This is a genomic window from Psychrobacter frigidicola, assembly GCF_007997305.1.
GTDB classification, from domain to species: Bacteria; Pseudomonadota; Gammaproteobacteria; order Pseudomonadales; family Moraxellaceae; genus Psychrobacter; species Psychrobacter frigidicola.
Genome location: NZ_VORZ01000004.1, coordinates 23,808 through 43,390, shown reverse-complemented (window position 1 = coordinate 43,390; position 19,583 = coordinate 23,808). Strand labels below are relative to the sequence as shown.

The 19,583-nt window shown below is 43.3% G+C and carries 14 protein-coding genes; 5 read left to right on the top strand and 9 right to left on the bottom strand.

From position 1 onward, the window contains the following. Positions 1 to 50: 50 nt before the first annotated feature. Positions 51 to 398, bottom strand: coding sequence for a hypothetical protein (locus ES754_RS10960; RefSeq protein WP_147224246.1), 348 nt, complete (start codon positions 396 to 398; stop codon positions 51 to 53). Between the two features lie 411 nt (positions 399 to 809). On the opposite strand from ES754_RS10960, the gene ypfJ reads away from it, so the two are divergent. Then, positions 810 to 1,703 (top strand): KPN_02809 family neutral zinc metallopeptidase, encoded by an 894-nt coding sequence (gene ypfJ, locus ES754_RS10955; RefSeq protein ID WP_147224245.1) that lies wholly within the window; start codon positions 810 to 812, stop codon positions 1,701 to 1,703. 190 nt (positions 1,704 to 1,893) lie between these two features. On the opposite strand, the gene ES754_RS10950 is transcribed toward ypfJ, so the two are convergent. From ES754_RS10950 to trxA, 3 genes are all read right to left on the bottom strand, one after another. After that, positions 1,894 to 2,145 (bottom strand): hypothetical protein, encoded by a 252-nt coding sequence (locus tag ES754_RS10950; RefSeq protein WP_147224244.1) that lies wholly within the window; start codon positions 2,143 to 2,145, stop codon positions 1,894 to 1,896. A 335-nt stretch (positions 2,146 to 2,480) separates the two neighbouring features. Further along, on the bottom strand, positions 2,481 to 3,749 hold the full coding sequence (rho, locus tag ES754_RS10945) for a transcription termination factor Rho (protein WP_147224243.1): 1,269 nt from the start codon (positions 3,747 to 3,749) through the stop codon (positions 2,481 to 2,483). Between the two features lie 514 nt (positions 3,750 to 4,263). After that, positions 4,264 to 4,590 (bottom strand): thioredoxin, encoded by a 327-nt coding sequence (trxA, locus tag ES754_RS10940; protein ID WP_147224242.1) that lies wholly within the window; start codon positions 4,588 to 4,590, stop codon positions 4,264 to 4,266. A 363-nt stretch (positions 4,591 to 4,953) separates the two neighbouring features. Between trxA and ES754_RS10935 the strand changes: the two genes are divergently transcribed. Together ES754_RS10935 and ES754_RS10930 are read left to right on the top strand one after the other, a co-directional pair. Next, positions 4,954 to 5,667, top strand: coding sequence for an RluA family pseudouridine synthase (locus tag ES754_RS10935; protein ID WP_147224241.1), 714 nt, complete (start codon positions 4,954 to 4,956; stop codon positions 5,665 to 5,667). 63 nt (positions 5,668 to 5,730) lie between these two features. Further along, positions 5,731 to 7,332 (top strand): flavin-containing monooxygenase, encoded by a 1,602-nt coding sequence (locus ES754_RS10930; RefSeq protein WP_147224240.1) that lies wholly within the window; start codon positions 5,731 to 5,733, stop codon positions 7,330 to 7,332. A 30-nt stretch (positions 7,333 to 7,362) separates the two neighbouring features. Here ES754_RS10930 and ES754_RS10925 read toward each other — a convergent pair whose 3' ends face one another. Beyond that, entirely contained in the window at positions 7,363 to 8,304 is a 942-nt protein-coding gene (locus ES754_RS10925) for a D-2-hydroxyacid dehydrogenase (protein WP_147224239.1), read from the bottom strand. A 348-nt stretch (positions 8,305 to 8,652) separates the two neighbouring features. Here ES754_RS10925 and rapA point away from each other — a divergent pair, with 348 nt between their 5' ends. Further along, positions 8,653 to 11,541 carry an RNA polymerase-associated protein RapA gene (gene rapA / locus ES754_RS10920; protein WP_147224238.1) on the top strand — a complete coding sequence of 963 codons (2,889 nt, stop codon included), beginning with the start codon at positions 8,653 to 8,655 and terminating at the stop codon, positions 11,539 to 11,541. A gap of 353 nt (positions 11,542 to 11,894) precedes the next feature. Next, entirely contained in the window at positions 11,895 to 12,797 is a 903-nt protein-coding gene (locus ES754_RS10915) for an acyl-CoA thioesterase (protein ID WP_147224237.1), read from the top strand. Positions 12,798 to 12,906: 109 nt separating this feature from the next. Here ES754_RS10915 and mutY read toward each other — a convergent pair whose 3' ends face one another. From mutY to ES754_RS10895, 4 genes are all read right to left on the bottom strand, one after another. Beyond that, positions 12,907 to 14,145, bottom strand: coding sequence for an A/G-specific adenine glycosylase (gene mutY / locus ES754_RS10910; RefSeq protein WP_147224236.1), 1,239 nt, complete (start codon positions 14,143 to 14,145; stop codon positions 12,907 to 12,909). Positions 14,146 to 14,211: 66 nt separating this feature from the next. Then, a complete protein-coding gene (locus tag ES754_RS10905) occupies positions 14,212 to 15,144 on the bottom strand; it encodes a GIY-YIG nuclease family protein (protein WP_147224235.1) in 933 nt (310 codons plus the stop codon). 69 nt (positions 15,145 to 15,213) lie between these two features. Beyond that, on the bottom strand, positions 15,214 to 16,170 hold the full coding sequence (gene ylqF, locus ES754_RS10900) for a ribosome biogenesis GTPase YlqF (protein WP_147224234.1): 957 nt from the start codon (positions 16,168 to 16,170) through the stop codon (positions 15,214 to 15,216). Between the two features lie 196 nt (positions 16,171 to 16,366). After that, the gene (locus ES754_RS10895; RefSeq protein ID WP_147224233.1) at positions 16,367 to 19,411 is read right to left on the bottom strand and encodes a DUF2339 domain-containing protein; all 3,045 of its coding nucleotides are present in this window, start codon (positions 19,409 to 19,411) and stop codon (positions 16,367 to 16,369) included. Positions 19,412 to 19,583 lie beyond the last annotated feature (172 nt).

The following is a 19,583-nucleotide window of genomic DNA, read 5'->3' as shown; positions in this document are numbered from 1 at the left end:
TAGGCTCTCTTTTTTCACTGCAGTAATTATTTATTATATAAATAATAAAATTACTGAGCTGGTTCTTCAACAACAACAACGTCGTCAGCAGCATTAGCAGCGTCAGTATTAGTAGCCATATCCATGTCAGTACCATCAACAGCAGCACCGTCCATAGGAACTTCAGCGTTCACGTCAGTAGTAGTAACAGTAGTAGTTTGTGTGTCATCAGCTAGAGCAGCTTCGTTTTGAGCTTCAACAACATCTGCTTGAGCATCAACAACATCATCTTGTGCATCAACAACATCTTCTTGTGCATCAACAACATCTTCTTGTGCGTTTTCTTTGTTGCTATCACAAGCAGTTAAGCCCATAGAAGCGGCCATGATACCAGCAAGAGCAAGTAATTTAAGTTTCATATAGATAATCTCCGGAAAATGAAATGAGCAGTAGCCACAGCAAAGGGTCGAGCCTCCGAGATATTTCGGAAGTCAACTAATCCTAGTTACAGCTACTCAGCTTCCACGCATTCTATACGCTTTCTTTTCAAAAGAAAAGAGGCTGTACAGTTAAGTAACAATAAAGTAGTAAATAATATTCTAGACATATTCTTTGCTGTGAATTTTAATATAATAAACGACAATATAATAGGCATTATCGACGATAATAGCTATCATAACATGTATAGCGTGACTATAGCGTGACTATAGCGCCACGCGCGTATACACGAAAGGCACGGGCAGCAATATAGCTCATGATTCATAAAGGGTTAATACAACCAACCGCTTTTAATAATAATTCTGTATTGAATAGAGTTAAGGGAAAGTACTATGAAATGGCAAGGTAGGGAAGGCAGCTCTAACGTACGCACAAGTAGTGGTGGCGGTAAGCTGATGGGCGGCGGTATTGGCGGGATTATTATTGCTGGTATTCTATGGCTAGTATTTGGGGTAAATCCAATGACTGCCTTACAGACAGGACAAGTGGTTGCAGGTGGTGGTACGAGTAGCTCTACCGAACCTGCAGGTGATGACGATCGTGATACACGGTTTGTAAAAGTAGTATTAAAAGATACTGAAAAAGTTTGGCATCAAGTATTTAATGAAGGCGGACAGACATATCAAGAACCTTCATTGATTCTTTTCAGTGGGCAAGTCAATTCTGCTTGTGGCGGTGCGACGTCAGCAACCGGTCCTTTTTATTGCCCAGGGGATCAGACCGTTTACTTAGATACCTCTTTTTTTGCTGAGATGAGCCAAAATTTTGGTATTACTGGTGATCAACAAGGTTCAGGCGACGCTGAAAACCGAGGGAAAGCAGGCGATTTTGCGCAAGCTTACGTCATCTCACATGAGGTTGGTCATCATGTACAAACCTTATTAGGCATTAGTCAGCAAGTTGCAGAGGCCAGTCGTCAAGTCACACGGGCGCAGGCTAATCAACTGTCGGTATTACAAGAGTTACAAGCAGACTGCTTTGCTGGCGTTTGGGCCAACCGCAATGAAACCTTAGTCGATGGCGGTTTTATAGAAGCGGGCGATGTAGATGAGGCCATTAATGCTGCGGGTCAAATTGGCGATGATCGTCTTGCAGAGGCTAGTGGTCGTGCCGTAACGCCAGATAGCTTTACTCATGGCACCAGTCAACAACGTATTCAATGGTTCACTCGGGGATTAGAGAGTGGCAATGTACAAGCCTGTGATACTTTTAGTGGCGCGCTGTAGTATCGTAAATAAGTAACAAGGCCCAGTAGGTTTAAAACTATAATAATAAAATCTCAGAAATGAAATCTAAGAACTAAATAAAATTCATAATAAAAAAAGCCTACCATCTAAATGGTAGGCTTTTTTGGTTTCAAGCTTAGGTGTCGTAAACAAACTAACCTAAGTTTGACTCATAATAATAGTCTAGGTATTATCTGTTATTATTAAGGATATAAGCACCTGCACCACCAAGAGCAGCACCGCCTAATGCGCCACGAGCAATACCTTTGCTGTCGCTGCCACTTTTGATAAGAGCACCAGCAGCTGCGCCAGCGGCCGCACCTTTAGCGGTATTGCTCAAACCATTGTTGTAACCATTGTAGCCACCAGTAGAATTACAGCCACCCATTACAAGTGCTGAAGCTGTAATTGCAGTCATTACGATAGTTTTAGCAAATTTCATATTATCACCTATTAAGTTATCAAATTAAGTTGTCAAAATTAAAATACACCGCGTATAAACCATTTATCGTGTTAATAGTCTTTCAACAAGGTATATTTATACTATACCTAATATTAGCCTATTGCTAAGCTTTTGGTCGTAGTAGAAACGCTAATCTTTGCAAATATGCTGTAAGTGATGTTACCACTCTGTATCATTGGTAGTGCGTTCACTTTGTATTCTTGTATTTAGTACGAGACTAAGCTAACTGTTTTTATGCTTGTCATAAACATATTTACAGATAAAAAAAGACCGCTACGCGGCGATCTTCGTACAGGGTAAGCTTTAAACATAGATTAGTTTTGTGATTTACGCTTCATTTGCTCAAAAAACTCATCGTTGGTTTTGGCTTCTTTTAGGCGATCAAGTAAAAACTCAGTCGCTTGTACACCATCCATAGGTTGTAGTAATTTACGCAAAATCCAAACCTTACGCAGCTTATCCTCATCGAGCAGACGCTCTTCGCGGCGAGTACCTGATTTTTTGATATTAATCGCTGGGAAAACACGTTTTTCGGCTAAATCGCGCTCAAGGGTGATTTCTTGGTTACCGGTACCTTTGAATTCTTCAAAGATTACACTGTCCATTTTACTACCGGTATCGATAAGGGCACTAGCAATAATGGTCAAGCTGCCGCCTTCCTCAACGTTACGAGCCGCACCAAAGAAGCGTTTTGGGCGCTCAAGGGCGTTAGCATCAAGCCCACCAGTCAGTACTTTGCCTGATGACGGAATAACGGTGTTATAAGCACGCGCAAGGCGGGTAATAGAATCTAGTAAGATAACCACATCTTGCTTATGTTCCACCAGACGTTTGGCTTTTTCGATGACCATTTCGGCGACTTGCACATGGCGCTGTGGCGGCTCATCAAAGGTCGAGGCAACCACTTCACCGCGTACCGTCCGTACCATTTCGGTCACTTCTTCTGGACGCTCATCGATCAGTAGTACGATCAGATAACATTCAGGATTGTTACGGGTAATTGATTGGGCAATGGTCTGTAGCAGCATGGTTTTACCGGCTTTTGGCGGCGCAACAATAATAGAGCGCTGACCTTTACCGATAGGGGCAATCAGGTCAATAATTCGACCGGTCAAGTCCTCACTAGTGCCGTTACCAAGCTCAAGTTTTAGATGCTCAGTTGGAAATAAGGGGGTTAAGTTTTCAAAAATGAGCTTATGGCGTGAGCGATCTGGGGTATCAAAGTTGATTTCACCGACTTTTAATAGGGCAAAATAACGTTCAGAATCTTTTGGCGGACGAATGGTGCCCGCGATGCTGTCACCCGTCTTAAGACTAAAACGGCGAATTTGGCTCGGGCTGACATAAATATCATCAGGACCTGCTAGATAAGAACCCTCAGATGAGCGCAAAAAGCCAAAACCGTCTGGTAGCACTTCTAACACACCATCACCATAGATAGCTTCGCCATTACGAGCATGGGTTTTTAGAATCGCAAAAATAATGTCTTGCTTACGGCTACGCGCCATATTATCAAGACCCATTTCCTTGGCGATAGCCAATAACTCAGCGATTGATTTTTTCTTTAATTCAGTTAGATTCATAGGTAAGTCATTAGCAATTAATCAAGTGAGAACTGGCATTAGCAGCACAGCCTGCGATTTTGTTTAAAATCACGATAGGATGGGGTGTACGCACAGAGTTGAGTTCTAGGTAGCGTTAGTTGGTTGTGTGTCAAGTTATAATCAGCTGCATAAAATTCTAGCAGAATGACAAAAGTGAAAATATAGAAGGCTACTTAAGAGTCTGTGATGAAAACTCAGTATTAGTAATTTTGTTTGGTAATAGTGTCAAGTAAAGATAGCTGTGTTTTGTATTGATAAACACGGGGAGAATAGCGACAAGACGCTTATGAAAACTATTTTTTCTTCTTGTCAGCAGACTATACGGTTTTCACATTAGACTTGTCAATTATTTTTGCCAAAAAAATAGCATAAGCTAGTTTTCTTTCACAAAATCATAAAACTGGCCATTATCTTGTACAGATAATGGCCAGTTTTTACTTGTTGCCTTAATTCTGTTTAGCATGCCGTTTGGGTCACACTAAGTTGAAACAGTTTATAAGTGCTTATCCAGTACTTTGGCAAGTTCTGCTTTTGGTTGTAAACCCATTACCGAGTCTACTTTTTCGCCACCCTTAAATACAAATAAGGTAGGTATGTTGCGAATGCCAAAACGACTTGCTGCTTGTGGGTTGCTATCCACGTCAACTTTAACGATTTTTACTTTACCTTGGTATTCAGTTGCTAATTCTTCTAAAATAGGGGCGATAGCTTTACAAGGGCCACACCATGCTGCCCAAAAATCTACCAATACAGGTACGTCTGATTGTAGAACATCTTGGTCAAAATTGGCATCGGTGGTATTAACAATAAGGTCTGACATATCTTTCTCTCTTGTTGTGTCATGTCTGTCACCATTAACTGGCGCGCATGTAATATAGTAATAATTAAAGGCTAATTGCTTTAGCCGCTCATCACTCAATGACTAGAGAAACGGCTAGAGAATAGTTAACAAACAATTAAAATGTGCCATTATATTAACATGTTTGCTAAGTCTTAATAGCTAGAAGCTGGTTAAATGGATTAACAATTACTATTAGTACAATAAATCGAAACACAACGAAACAGGTTATGTTTTATCTGTCACTTAGTGCCATAGTTACTAATTTGAATTCATATTTAGCCTTAAAGTTAGGTGTTGTTATCCCTATGACTTCCAAACCAACTAAAATAAGTAGTTATTTTTATGCCCTTTACTCATGAAGAGACAATAGCTCTTAACGAGCAAGAAAACGCCTATCCGTCTGAATTTTTCCAAACGTTTGCGCAACAGGTTACGGTGTATGAAGATGAGGATATTTGGGTCGTGGATAAGCCTGCGGGGCTGCTTAGTGTTGATGGTAAAACGCTTAAGGTCAGCTTGTTGTCGCGGCTTGAGCGTGCTAATTCAAAAGTTAAGCTGATTCATCGTTTGGATATGGACACCTCAGGACTATTGATTTTTGCGAAAAATGCCACTGCTCAAACCAATATCAGCAAACAATTCATTGAGCGCTTGCCGCAAAAAACTTATCAAGCGCGGGTGTTTGGCAGCTGGGATATCGTTGGGAACAAAGGTAAAATATCGGTACCCGTTCGCTATGAGCCCGCAACCAAACCGCGTCATATCGTTGATTTAGATTGGCCTAAAAATGCGCTAACGCACTATAAAATACTCGCGCATGAAACCTGCGAGGGACAGCCAGTAACCCGAGTGGCGCTTATGCCTGTGACTGGACGTAGCCATCAGTTGCGAGTACATATGGTGCACTGTGGTCATGTCATTATTGGCGACCCAATTTATGCTGAAGATACAGCGTTAGACATCGCTCCACGACTGAATTTGCATGCGCAACAGCTACGCCTTAAACATCCAGTTCTTGGTGCTTGGATAGATTGGGAAAGCCCAGTGCCTTTCTAATTTATTTATATTTAATTGGCTCATATTGTTTAGAATGATAACGCATTAACAAAGGATAAGACTATGATTGGCATTACCGCTACTAAAAATGCTATTAACAGTCGAATGCAACGTTCAAAGTCACAACCAAGCACAGCTGCTGATTGTGACGTGCTTATCGTTGGTGCGGGTATCGCTGGTATTGGGATGGCTTGCCATTTGCAGCAAAGTAGTAAAGTCAAAAGTGTAAAAAAAGGTAATAAACCTCGAGATAATAAGGTTACTGAGCGTTTTTTAATATTAGAAAAGCGCGCTGATCTAGGCGGCACATGGGATTTGTTTACTTATCCGGGCATACGATCCGACTCTGACGCTTTGACGTTTGGTTATAGCTTTCGCCCATGGCTCGATCATAAGATGCTGGCAAAAGGCGCAGATATTAAGAGCTATATTGCAGCAACCGCGCGCGAGTTTAAGGTTACTGAGCATATTCGTTATCAGCATGAAGTGCAGCAGTTGTCATGGTCCAGCGTTAATAAGCAGTGGACGGCGATGGTCAAAAATCATGCCAGTGGTGAGGTGTTTACCTTAACGACAAACTTTGTGGTTGGGGCGACGGGTTATTACGATTACGCTACTGGACACCGCCCACATTTTAACAAAGAAGAGCTTTTTCAAGGCGAAATCGTGCATCCGCAGCATTGGCAGGATGTAGATTATGTTGATAAAAAAGTGGTGGTTATTGGTAGTGGTGCGACTGCGATGACTTTGGTGCCAGCACTGGTCGATGAAAATAGTGCTCAATGTGCGCGCCATGTCACTATGTTACAACGCTCACCCACTTATGTAGCCAGTGTATCCGGTGATGACTATGCGCTTGATTGGTTATCCGGTAAGTTTTCACCTTTGTCAAAAGGGCAGGCTTATACTTTGCTACGTATGCGTAATGTGATGTTTCAGCAAGGGGTCTATCAGGCGGCCACTCATGCCCCAAAAGTGATGAAAGCTTTATTAAAACATGGAGTGAAAAAAGAGCTAAAAGGTAGCAATGTTGATGTGGCGCACTTTATGCCCAGCTACAATCCATGGGATGAGCGCTTATGTGCAGTGCCAGATAGTGACTTATTTACCGCTATAACGGGTGAACGGGCAGAGGTGGTCACCGATCAGATTAGCCACTTTACAGAGTCAGGTATAACATTAACTTCTGGTAAGCATTTAGATGCTGATATTATTGTGACAGCAACGGGGCTTAAATTACAGATGCTAGGCGGCGCAGCACTATATGTCGATGGGCAGCCCGTTGATATTGGTACACGTATGACTTATAAGGCAGTGCTGCTCGAGGGTGTGCCCAATATGGCGATAATGTTTGGTTATACCAATGCGTCTTGGACGTTAAAGATTGATTTGGCTTGTGAGTATGTCCTGCGGCTACTTAGTTATATGAATAAGAAAAATTATAAAGTAGCGGTTGCCCAAGCCACAACATCCCAAGAAGAAGTACGTATGCAGCCAGATACGGTACTTGGCGCGCTATCGGCAGGTTATGTGCGCCGCGCGCAAGATGAGCTGCCAAAACAAGGCGACCGCTATCCTTGGCAAGTGACCAATAACTATCTGCGCGATCGTATTATGCTCAAGTACCGTAAAGTGAATGATGATTGGCTACGCTTCACGCGTTAGGCTTTGTTGATTGGTTTATATTTTATCAACTTAGCTTTTATGAATAAAGTCCGCTACTTGCTTGCTTAATATCTGCCATAAAGTCTCTTGGGCACTTCTGCTTCCCCAAGCATTATGCGGGCTAAAGATAACGCGCGGATGGTCTTTTAGCGTTAATAAAGGGTCATCAGTAATGATAGGTTCTTGCTCAAAGACGTCGCTTCCATAGCCGCTGACTCGTCCACTATGAATCGCATCAGTTAATGCTTGGCTATCAACAATACCGCCGCGTGCGACGTTAACGAGAATGGGTTTTTTGGCCATTTTGGCGATGGTGTCTTTATCAATCAAATGCTGGGTATGCTCATTTAATGGACAATGTAAGCTAATGACATCGGCGCAGGCGAGCACTTCATCAAAGGCAGTATAATCATCGCTACGCGGCGTGCGGCCTTGATGTTCTGCCCATAACACTTGCATACCAAAGGCACGCGCAATCTCGGTGACGCGCTTACCAATCGTACCAACTCCAACAATACCCAGCGTTTTATCTTCTAAGTCTATTAGTGGAATATCGAGTAAACAAAAATTACCATTGTCTTGCCATGAGCCATCAACGACTTTTTGATGGTAATAAATACCGGCGCGCATCGCATTGAGCATCAACATAAAAGTATGTTCAGGTACGCTTTTTACTGCGTAACCAGCAACGTTATATAAGGTAATGTCGTGTTCGGCACAAGCCACTTGATCAACATTATCCATGCCGGTAGCCGTCAGTTGAATCAGTTTAAGTTTGGGCAGCTGAGCAATAATTTCAGCGTTGATTTTGACTTTATTGGCGATGATAATTTCAGCATTTTGGCAACGCTCAATAATGAGTGCATTATCTTGCGCAGTATCTTCATAAGTAATATAGTCGTCGATGCCTGTTGGGGCCGGTAAGTCAATGCCTTCAGAAAATGTGCCTTTATCTAAAAATACGGCTTGCATGTTAAATCCTTATTTATAATTTTTTATAGAATATTTTCATTCAACTCAATAGATGCTTGCCTAATGTAGCATGACGCGCTCAAAACAAAAACATCAGCACAAGATTCACTTTACTATTTATATTCTCAGTTGATATGCTCTTGAAAAATTGACTTAACATACGCATCTAGCTGCTAACGTTATATAATAGATACGCTTAATAGCTTTATTGTTTTAACAAGTGCATCATCGCTACATCAGTGAAGCCCGTTTAAATCAGGTAACACTGCGTCTCTGCTTACTTATGTACAGAGTAGTAGTTGCTACCGCCTATTTTCTTATCATCTGAGTACAAAAAGACATCGCCCTATGACTATCTCTGCCGCCTCATTGCACAGTACCGAATTCGCCGTTGGCCAACGTTATTTATCTGATACTGAGTCCGAATTGGGCTTGGGAGTGGTCGTCGATGTAGACGACCGCTGTGTGCATATTTTATTTCCGCAAAGTGAAGAAACCCGTGTTTATGCCAAAAGCTCTGCGCCATTATCGCGCGTGGTGTTCAAAGTTGGCGATAGCATTAGCGACCAACAAGGCAACAGCTACAAGGTCACCGCTGTCGATGAGGTGATGGGAGTCCTGAAGTACAGTGTCGAGGACAGTGATAAGGGGATAATGGAAACCCGCCTTGCTGCTAATATTACCTTAGCAAAACCGCTTGAGCGCTTGCTGGCTGGGCGTATTGAGCGTGGCGATTGGTACGAGTTGCGCCAAGATTTGCTGCGTATGCAATCCGCGCTGTCCAGTCATCCGCTAAAAGGTTTGATGGGCGCCCGTGTTGATATTATCGAGCATCAGCTGTATATCGCTCATGAAGTTGGCAAACGTATTGCCCCGCGGGTACTGCTTGCTGACGAAGTGGGACTGGGTAAAACCATCGAAGCCGGTCTGATTATCCATCAGCAACTATTAACGGGTAAAGCTGAACGCGTTCTAATCCTAGTGCCTGATAGTTTGCAATATCAGTGGATGATTGAACTGCGTCGCCGCTTTAACCTCAATTTTGCCTTGTTTGATTTGGTACGTACCGCAGCTATTAAAGAGCATGATCCTGAGCAAAACGTATTCCTAACTGAACAATGTATGATTGCTGGCATGGACTTATTGCTCGACCATCCGGATTTATATGACCAAGCGATGGAAGCCGGTTTTGATTTATTAGTGGTTGATGAAGCACATCATCTGCATTGGGATGAAGAGCGCGGCGGCAATGATAAATATGATTTAATTGCTGATTTCGCTGAAGAAACCCCTGGTGTTATGTTGCTAACTGCAACCCCTGAGCAGCTCGGTACTCAGAGTCATTTTGCGCGTTTGCGGCTACTTGATGCCAATCGCTTTGATGATTTGGACGAGTTTATCAGCGGCCAAGAAGCCTTTGCTGAAACTGCTGCGGTTGCAGGTATTTTAATTGATGATAAACCGTTAAGTGCAGCGCAAATCTCGGCCTTGACCAGTCTGTTAGGGGTCAGCGATGATGAACTGGCTACTATTAATGAAGACGATAAGCTCCGTACTTATGCATTGAATGAATTGCTTGACCGTCATGGTACCGGTCGCGTGTTGTTCCGTAATACTCGCGAAAGTGTCAAAGGTTTTTATGGTCGTAGCTGTCAGCCGCATCCGTTGCCGTTACCAGATGTCTGGCAGAATAGTTATCAGACTATAGGCAAATTACGCGAGCAGTTATGGGGCGAAGAAAATCAGCCCGATGGCGGCTGGTTAGAAGATGACCCGCGCGTACCTTGGCTAATTGAGATTTTAAAAGGCGAGCTTAAGCATCAAAAAGTATTGTTGATTGCACGTAGTGGCGCGACAATTGAGAGCTTAGAGGCTGTATTGCGTCTGCATGCAGGTATCAAAACGGCTATCTTTACTGAGCAAATGACCCTACTTGAACGGGACCAAGCGGCGGCATTCTTTGCGGATAGCGAAGGCGCGCAAATATTGCTATGTTCGGAAATCGGTTCAGAAGGGCGTAATTTCCAATTCGCTAGCCAGCTGATTTTATGGGATTTACCGGCCAACCCAGATACGCTCGAGCAGCGCATTGGTCGCCTTGACCGTATTGGCCAAACGCAGCAAATCACTTTACATGTGCCTTATGTTCAAGGCACGGCGCAAGAGCGTTTATATAATTGGTATAACAGTGCGCTGAATATGTTCAGTCAGATTTCACCGACAGCGCAAACGGTGCAAGAACAATATATTGCAGAGTTAAAGCCATTATTAGAAGGTGCTGATACGACTGATAACCGTGCCATTTTGCAAGAAATCATTGCCGCTGCCTTGCATACGCGCTTGAGTTTTGAAGCCGAATTGCAAGCGGGTCGTGACCGTTTGTTAGAGTACAACTCTTGTCGTCCGCGAGTAGCCGGCCGTATTGCTGAAGCGATGCATGACTTTGACAGTCATAATGTATTGCCACAATTTATTGAGCGTTTTTTAGCCTCTGCCAATATTGAGTATAGTGTCCAGCGCGATGGTTCATGGGTGATTGCGCCGCTCGATAGCACTGAAATCAGTGACTATATCGATGGTTTACCACTCGGCGACGAAGATGGTATGACTTTGACTTATGAGCGTGATTTGGCGCTGCAACGCGAGGATATCGAATATATCACTCATGAGCATCCACTGATGCGCGCCATTTATGAGCTTGCTACTACCAGCACCTTTGGTAATACCACCGTTGGTATGCTAAAAAGTGCCGCTATGCCGCAAGGGACTGTGCTGCTGGAAGTGAATTTCCGCGTCGAAGCCATTGCGCCCAAAGTATTGAACTTACCTTCAACTTTGCCGACCCAAAGCATTCGAGTGTTTATCAGTGAGCAGGGCAGTGATTTATCCGCGCGTATAAGTAGCGAGATGATTATGCCGCATATTGAGCGCTTGGATAAGAATCGTGCGCGCCAAGTTATTAAAGTGCGTGGCGATGTTATTGAGAGCCGCTACTATGAAGCGGAAGAGATTGCCAAAAAGCAATTGGCCGATATCGGTGAGCAGGCCAGTGCGCGCTTTAGTCAGCAGTGGTCACGGGAAATCAAACGTCTTAAGCATCTGCAAACCATTAATTCTAACGTCCGCGATAGCGAGATTGAGCGTCTAGAGCAATTGCAAGCGCAAGGCGAACAAGCTTTAGCAAACCTATCATTAGTACCAGATTCTATTCGCGTATTGGTCGCTGTGAAGCCGTAAAGATGTAAGTATGACGGTTATATTAATAAAAAAGAGGCGCTGTAATAGTGCCTCTTTTGCTGTGCCGTGATAGTTACCTCCGATGATAATATGGCCTGAATAGTCAGTTTAATATGCGGAAATTGACTGCTAGTAACTGGCCAAAGACGCAAGTTTTGGGTAAGATGTTTGCCTGTTTATACAGTCGCAACCCTAATATAATATTGAATCAAAAAGTGATTGATGTATTACTGCCTGTGCGTTTTATTATTTATAATTCCCAATTAAATTATCCGTTCCAGCCATGCCAATGACAGTGTTTTGATACGCTTAGGCAGCAACGCTCACTGATAAAAATAAGGAAACCTATCGTCATGTCTGATTATTCGCAACTGATTGATGAGCTACTGGCCACCGTAGCCCTCATCGAAGTCAGCCCTGATGTATTTGAGGGTAAAAGCCATGACTATGTCGGCGCGCGTATTTTTGGTGGGCAAGTACTGGCGCAAGCCATAATGGCCGCGGCGCATACCCTTGATAAGGACAAACCTTGTCATTCGTTGCATGGGTATTTTTTACGAAGCGGTGATATCGATCAGCCGGTTATTTATCAGGTGCGCCGCTTGCGTGATGGTCGCAGCTTATCAGCGCGTGAAGTGACGGCCATTCAATACAAGCAAGTGCGTGGACAACCGCCTGTTGAGCAAGTTATCTTTATTATGATGGCCTCGTTCTCACCGATGGAGGAAGGCTTGGAGTATCAAGAAGATATGCCGGTTTATCCGCCGCCTGAGGATTTAATATCTGAGCAAGACTTAAAAGAAGAGTATGTCGGTAAAGTGCCCGATGCGCTCAAAGCACGCTTTATGCGTCGTCGTCATGTCGAGATAAAACCGGTTAAACCACGCGACCCCATTCATCCAGAGCCAATGAAACCGAAGCAGGCCAACTGGCTCCGTATTCATAAACTGGGTCTTCAGCCGCAAGCCATTCAGCAAGCATTATTAGCCTTTTCATCTGACTTTTATTTGGTAGGAACGGGACTGATGTCGCATGGCATCAGCTTTATGACCAGTGGGTTGCAAGCGGCGAGTATCGACCATTCGATGCATTTTCATCGTCATTTTGATATGAATGAGTGGCTGCTTTATGACATGTGGAGCGATACCACATCGAATGCGATGGGGCTCAATCATGGTCAGTTTTGGCAAGAGGGTAAGCTTGTGGCGACGGTACAACAAGAAGGATTAATGCGTTTGCGCGTGCCCAAATCTTAATTTTTATCATTTTGTAGATATAGATATAGAAAAAGCGACTCAGAATATATGTTGAGTCGCTTTTTTATGTCGTTTTACCAAGTTGTTTTAAGCAGTTATTCATCAAGGCTTATTCTAAAATCTTAATCATCGCGCGTGGTAAACCAAGCGTTGCCTGCGCATCATCAGCGTTTAGCCAGTTGATATTAATCTCAGCGGCTTGCAATGCTGTGGTTAATTCTTGAAATTGTTCAGAATTCAAAATTAATAATTGCGGTGTTAAATACCAATGAAAATGGGTCAATGAATGTTTAATCGGTGCATCGTCTAATAAGGTTTTGTTGATGGCTGTTGCGACCAATTTATTCTTATTCAGCCAGTCATTAATGATTTGCTCAGCGGTGGTAAATTCTGCTTCGTAGACTTTTTCATTGCTTGCCACTTCTAAAGGCTTTTTATCAAAAACCTCTGTCTGTTTAGCAGCAGTTTTACCCTTGACGTTGCCACTAATTTTTTCGATAAACGCTAGTGGTAAGCTCCACAATCCGCCCCAAATACCATTGTCAGGGCGTTGTAGCCATAATATCTCGCCATCCGTATTTTGAATCAGCAGCGCATTACTAAACTTGCTTGGTTTGGGCTGTTTTTTAGCTTTTACTGGATAATCTTCTTCGCGATTTTGCGCATGCGCTAGGCAATCGTCTTGTAGCGGACATAACAGGCAAGCAGGTTTGCGTCTTGTACATAAGGTTGCGCCCATATCCATCATGGCTTGAGCGAATAATCCGGAATCCTCTGTTGGGGTTAAACGCTCCGCTAATGCCCACAGCTCTTTGGTGGTTGCAGATTTGGTGATATCCCTCTCAATGGCTGCCCAGCGTGTCAGTACTCGTTTGACATTGCCATCACAAATGACGCCATAACGGTGTAAACCCATCGCCATAATTGCGCCTGCGGTAGAAGGTCCAACGCCTGCAATTGCCTCCCAACCTATCAACGTCTGCGGGAAATCGCCAGTGTCGTCAATCACGGCAACCAATTGCTTGGCGCCTTTATGCAAATTTCGCGCACGCGCATAATAACCCAATCCTGCCCAATGCTCAGCTACTGCATCCCATTCTGCTGCGGCTAAATCTTGCACGGTCGCAAAGCTCACCATAAAACGTGCAAAGTAGGGCAGTACAGTTGTGACTTGCGTTTGCTGTAGCATGACTTCAGACAGCCAAACAATATAAGGATTGGGTGTGTCGGTTTGGTGCTGTTGCCAAGGTAAATCGTGGCGACCGTTATCGGTAAACCAAGTGAGCAAGCGAGGGGCGAAATGGTCAAAGTTAGTGTCGGTATGGGCGAACGTAGCGATGGCTGTCATAAGCAATAATTGAACCAATTAAAAGTATGCGGATTATATGAGGGTCGCGCGGTAGGATTAAAGGCGTTAGCGATAGATACTATCTAAAGTTTGACTAGCTTCATTTTTCCATTCAATCCAGCCATTTGTAGAACGACCTGCAACCAATGCGCTAGCGCCACTAGGCGTTTTAAATATTTGATTTTCAGTTAGCTTATAGCTTTTGTCATTTACTGCTATTAGTTTACCACTGCTCAGTAAGTCATCTTTTAATCTAATCACAAATGGTGGCGCTGATGTTACTTGTGCTTTTCGTATCAATGACCCTGCTAATATCACAAAACCATCATCGTCATAGTAGCCTTGAGCATCGCCATCTTTAACCTTGTAATAAAATAATGGCGGTGCAAGCTCGATAGTAGGTATTTCTATCTTCGTTATTACTTGATTAGCAGTATTAATAATAGACTCAAATTCAGCACTGTAAATTTTATGCTCATTAACATTTAAGCTTTCAAAAATAGGCTGTCCTAACGTCGACAATAAAACGTCAAGCGTATAAAATAACTCTTCGCAGTCAGCTTTTAATGGATCAGGCGTATGCGGGCGATTGCCAGTATTGCCATTTTTTATCTCATAACGTCCAACTTCAATAGCCGTGGCAATAGCTTTATGCTCCATATAGAGCGCATGCGTTTGAGTCATTGAATTGTTGGTAGATAACATCACAAATGCCCGTGTCCAAAAATCCTTTTCATTATGCTGAGTGAGGCGGCGTTTTAAGTCGCCCGTTTGTCCAATATATAGCAGCGGCTTGCCAATACTATCAGTCTCTCCAACCAAAAAATATAAGCCCACTTGGTTGGCTTCTGGCATCGCAAAAAAGTCATCAATATGAATACGCGGAATCTCAATTAAGCGTACCGTACGCGTGGTCATCTCCGCCAAACGTAACCCACGAGGATTGCCTTTTGGTAAATAAATTTGAATGGTTTTAGCAGATGGAATCAACGGATTCATAGTGACCTATAATAGTAGAATTACTTTAAGCTGTCCGTCTAGCCCAGATAATGTAAGAAGATAGAAAACCTACTTCCGATTCTTCCGCGTTTTTAGGCGACGCAATCGTTTCTCTTCTTCCTTAGCCAGTTTCTTTTCCTCAAGCGCAATACGTTGTTCTGCAACGACCGCTTCTTCCGCTTCACGCATAGTAGGGGTTTCCAGACTAATACGTCCAATCGTACCACTGCGCAACTCATTAACGAGGATTTCTGACATGCGGTAAATATCAACGACACCGCCTTTCTTCAATAATCCTCGATTGCGCCCTGCGATTTCAAAAAAATCCCCGTCTGTCTTGGGCAATTCTTCAATTTTATAACGCTCTTTTAACAGTTCAGGATATGCCTGCAACAAATATTCTGCGGTATAACCAGCGACATCATCAAAATCAAATGCCGTATCACGAATACCGCCAGTCGCCGCCAAGCGATAACCTGAATTGGCGTTTTCAACTTTTGGCCATAGCATACCGGGCGTGTCATACAGCATGATGCCACCGTCAAGTTTAATCAGCTGCTGCGACTTGGTGACGGCAGGCTCGTTACCCGTTCTGGCAACGGCGCGACCGGCTAAGGTATTAATCAGAGTAGATTTACCCACGTTTGGAATGCCCAAAATCATGGCTTTAATCTGTCTGCCGGATTCGGCTTTATTCGGCATCAGCTTTTTGCAAAGCTCAATAATACGGTGTACGTCGGCTGCTTTATTATCATCAAAAGCCAGTGCTTTAACGCCATCTTCCTGCTCAAAATAATCCATCCATGCTTGCGTCATCTCAGGATCAGCAAGGTCAGCCTTATTTAAGATTTTAATCACCGGCTTGTCACCGCGCAGGGTGGCGACCATCGGATTTTCGCTGCTATATGGAATGCGTGCATCGAGCACTTCGATAATCACGTCCATTTGCGGCATGATTTCTTTGACTTCATTGCGCGCTTTGTTCATGTGTCCGGGGAACCACTGAATATTCGCTCTCGTATCCATTTGCTGTTACAACCTTTTATTCATAAAATGTGGTGCTAAAAAGTGACAATGCGTCGTTTTAAGCAATGACGTTCAGTTTACTACAGAAGCCATGTACTGATGATAAAAAGTACTCACGCTAAAACATGCTAAAAAGTGCTAAAAAGTGCTAAAAAGTGCTCACGCTACCATTTCAATTTGTCTCCATGAGAAATGATTATTCTGCCTGTTTTGCAGTCTTATCACGTGCTGGCGGCAACGGCGCCAAATAACCAATCAGTAAAATCAAACTGCCCGCACCAAGGAAGGAAATTACTCGCCAAATTGCCTCTGTTTGTGATAAATCAACCAACACCAGTTTTAATACCACAATACCCAATAAGCCAATGCCCATAAACCACAGCACGCGCTGCCAATAGCGACTGGCAATAATGGTGGCGACCAATGCCAGCAGCGTCCATAAAATAGTCAATCCTGTTTGTACTTGCTCGCTATCCCATGCGTTGCCCGTATTACTATAACCAGTTCTACCGTATAAATGACCAATCCATAACGGTGTATCAATAAAGGCATGCAGCGTTCTGACCAGCATACTAGAGACTATCCAAAAACCAATTAATGCTAATACAATCAGTAGCGTATCGCTTTTGCGAATGGCGGTGAATAGATTTTGCGATTGCGTATCACGTTGACGCAGTAAATACACGCCCAATCCGTACAAAACTACTAGCCATAACGTCACATCATACAAGTTAAATAATGGAAAATAAGGCAGTTCCCAAATCACGCCATCGTAAGTAAAGTTGGTAAAAATCACCCAGCCCAAGGTTAATGGCACAAATATTTTGGCGCTATTTAACAGTGCATCTTGCCAGTCAAACCAGTAAAGAGAGAGCGTTGAAGATGAGTTGTTTGTCTGATTATGGCTTTGCTGACGATATGTTAACCACAGCCCAGACAGCATCAGCGCTACGGGTACAAGAATAGTGACCACGCCTTTTGAATCAGGCAATTTATAATGAACCAATTCTGCCAATACAATAATACCCGTACTAAGCCAGCTGGCGCTATTGTAGCCTTTTAGATTTGCATCTTTATGCCACGTTTTTAGCCACAATTGCCCAACCACTAGCCAGCCGATGAATAACGTAATAAATATCGACCAATGAAAAGTCGTCCACTGATAGTTAAATTCATACTTTTGTGGCAATTGTAATATCAGCATGGCATAAAATAACAGCAGCAAACCGTGGCTAAATTGTCTAATCTCTGACCACGGGCGGTATTGATTAACCACATGGTAAAGGATAAGACTGGTTAATGTTGCCATTGCAATCAGCGCCGTCGTCGCCAATTGCCACGTATAAAACCATTTATCAAAATCCATGATAAACACATAAAGCAGCCAGACCATCGCCGCAAACGTCAACAAGCGTATTAAAGCCGGACGTTGCCAAACGATTTTAAACGCTAAGCTTTGACTATTGATGCTGGCAAGCCATTGCTGCGCTGCCGTTTCACTGATTCCTAACGCTTTGGCATAGTCTGACAAGGTGTGATTGGAATTAAGCTGATTATCAGTATCATTAATAGGCGCATTGCTGGCACGTAAAATAAATATACTGGCAAGCGCACTGATGGCAGAAATCGTCAATGCGAGCGTCGGATAATAATCAAGAGCAATCACAAAGGTATCGGACAACATACCAATGCTTACCAGCTGCAATATTAAACCTAATAACACCGACCATGCCCGCAGTGAGCGTCGCCCAAACCAGACCAGTGCCAATCCTTGTACCGACCAGCCAAAGGCAATCCATTCTGCATTCAATGCCAACGGAATTACCAAGGCTAAAAAGCCAAAACCTAATGCTAGCATGCCTTCGGTAATCAGGGCATAACGTTGACTGCGCTGAATAAACGTCCAGCCAAGCCCCAAATATACTGCTGCTAAAATTGCGCTAGTAAAGGTTAAAGCGTGATTGATATCGTGTAGTAACGCTGAAAATAATCCAAACGCCAACAGCGGCACAGAAAATAGCAGCCCGATATCAATGGGAAACACATAGCTGGCATGCTGATTTTTAATATCAGTAGTTTGGTTGGTATTATCGACATTAATGGCAGCCGTGTCATTGTCATCGTTATAGGCAATGATTTGCTGAGCATAGCGAATCACCACAAATAAATACAGTACAACATGCAGCGCCACGAGCAATACTAACGCCCAACGTTGATTATCAATTATTGCCGCTAAATTCTCAGTCAATCCCCAATAATATGCCAGCCCAAACGTCACGCCCACACCGAATAAATTGAGTACTTTCCACGGGCGATAATGAGCGATAACGGCAATGGTCACGTTTAATAATAGGTAATAACTGAATAATATCGTTAAGCTGCCCGTATCTTGACTGGTCAAAATGGGCGCAAAAAAGCCACCGGATAATGCCACCAATGCTAACGGAAACGCGTTTTGCCGCACCGCTAATGCCACTGTGACAGCTGATATTATTCCCAATGCCATAAAACTTGGCAAACTGCTCATTACCTGATAAACGCTATAAGCAAAAAATGTGGTTAAATATGCCGTTGCCAGTCCCGCGCCTTGCAACGTAATGCCATAGGCAAAGCGCTTAGGTGCAAGCTTGAATCCCAATCCGGCAATTGCTAATCCCATTACCCCAATGGCTGACAACTTAATACCAATCGGAATTTCGATATACTCACTGAGCAAGCGTAATAACAACACCACGCCGACCAATAAAACCAATACCCCAACGCGCACGACCAAATTACCACCCAAAAACCAGTTTTTAATGGAATGGAAAAGGGAAGTGACGATAGGAAGTGAGCGCTCGTCAGGCTCTATTGGTGCTGCTGATGTTTTGTCTTCTGTTTGCGGTACAAGTATGTCATCTGCTCGTTCTATTACTGGCTGATTTTCTACAGGAGAATCTAGTACAGAAGCGTTTGGGATTGGTGGTGGCACTGAGCTTGGTAAAATTGTTGCCGAAGATTTATATGAAGGTAATTCGGAAGACGACAAGCTTGTAGCAGTAGGTAGAGAGCCTGTTATGGATTGCAAGGGTTCAGATGACTGCATGCGAGCTTTATGCTGTTGCAGCTCATTTTGCAGCTGGGTCATATTTTGACGTAGTTTAGCCAGCTGCTGATGTAGCCGAATATATAGCACCATCATAATGACCAGCAACAAGACAATCACTAACCAGCCCAATGATTCTATTAAAAAATACAGCATCCACGCCACTCAATTAATCCTATAATGAGGAGATAATGACGTTATTTAGCGATAAGTACAAGTTTGTTAATTGTGAATTGTTATCAAGGCAAAGAGATTACTAACATGTTTTTAATATGTTGCCCAATATCACTTTCGTAATATTAGATTTGCTAAACTATAAAGATAGAGT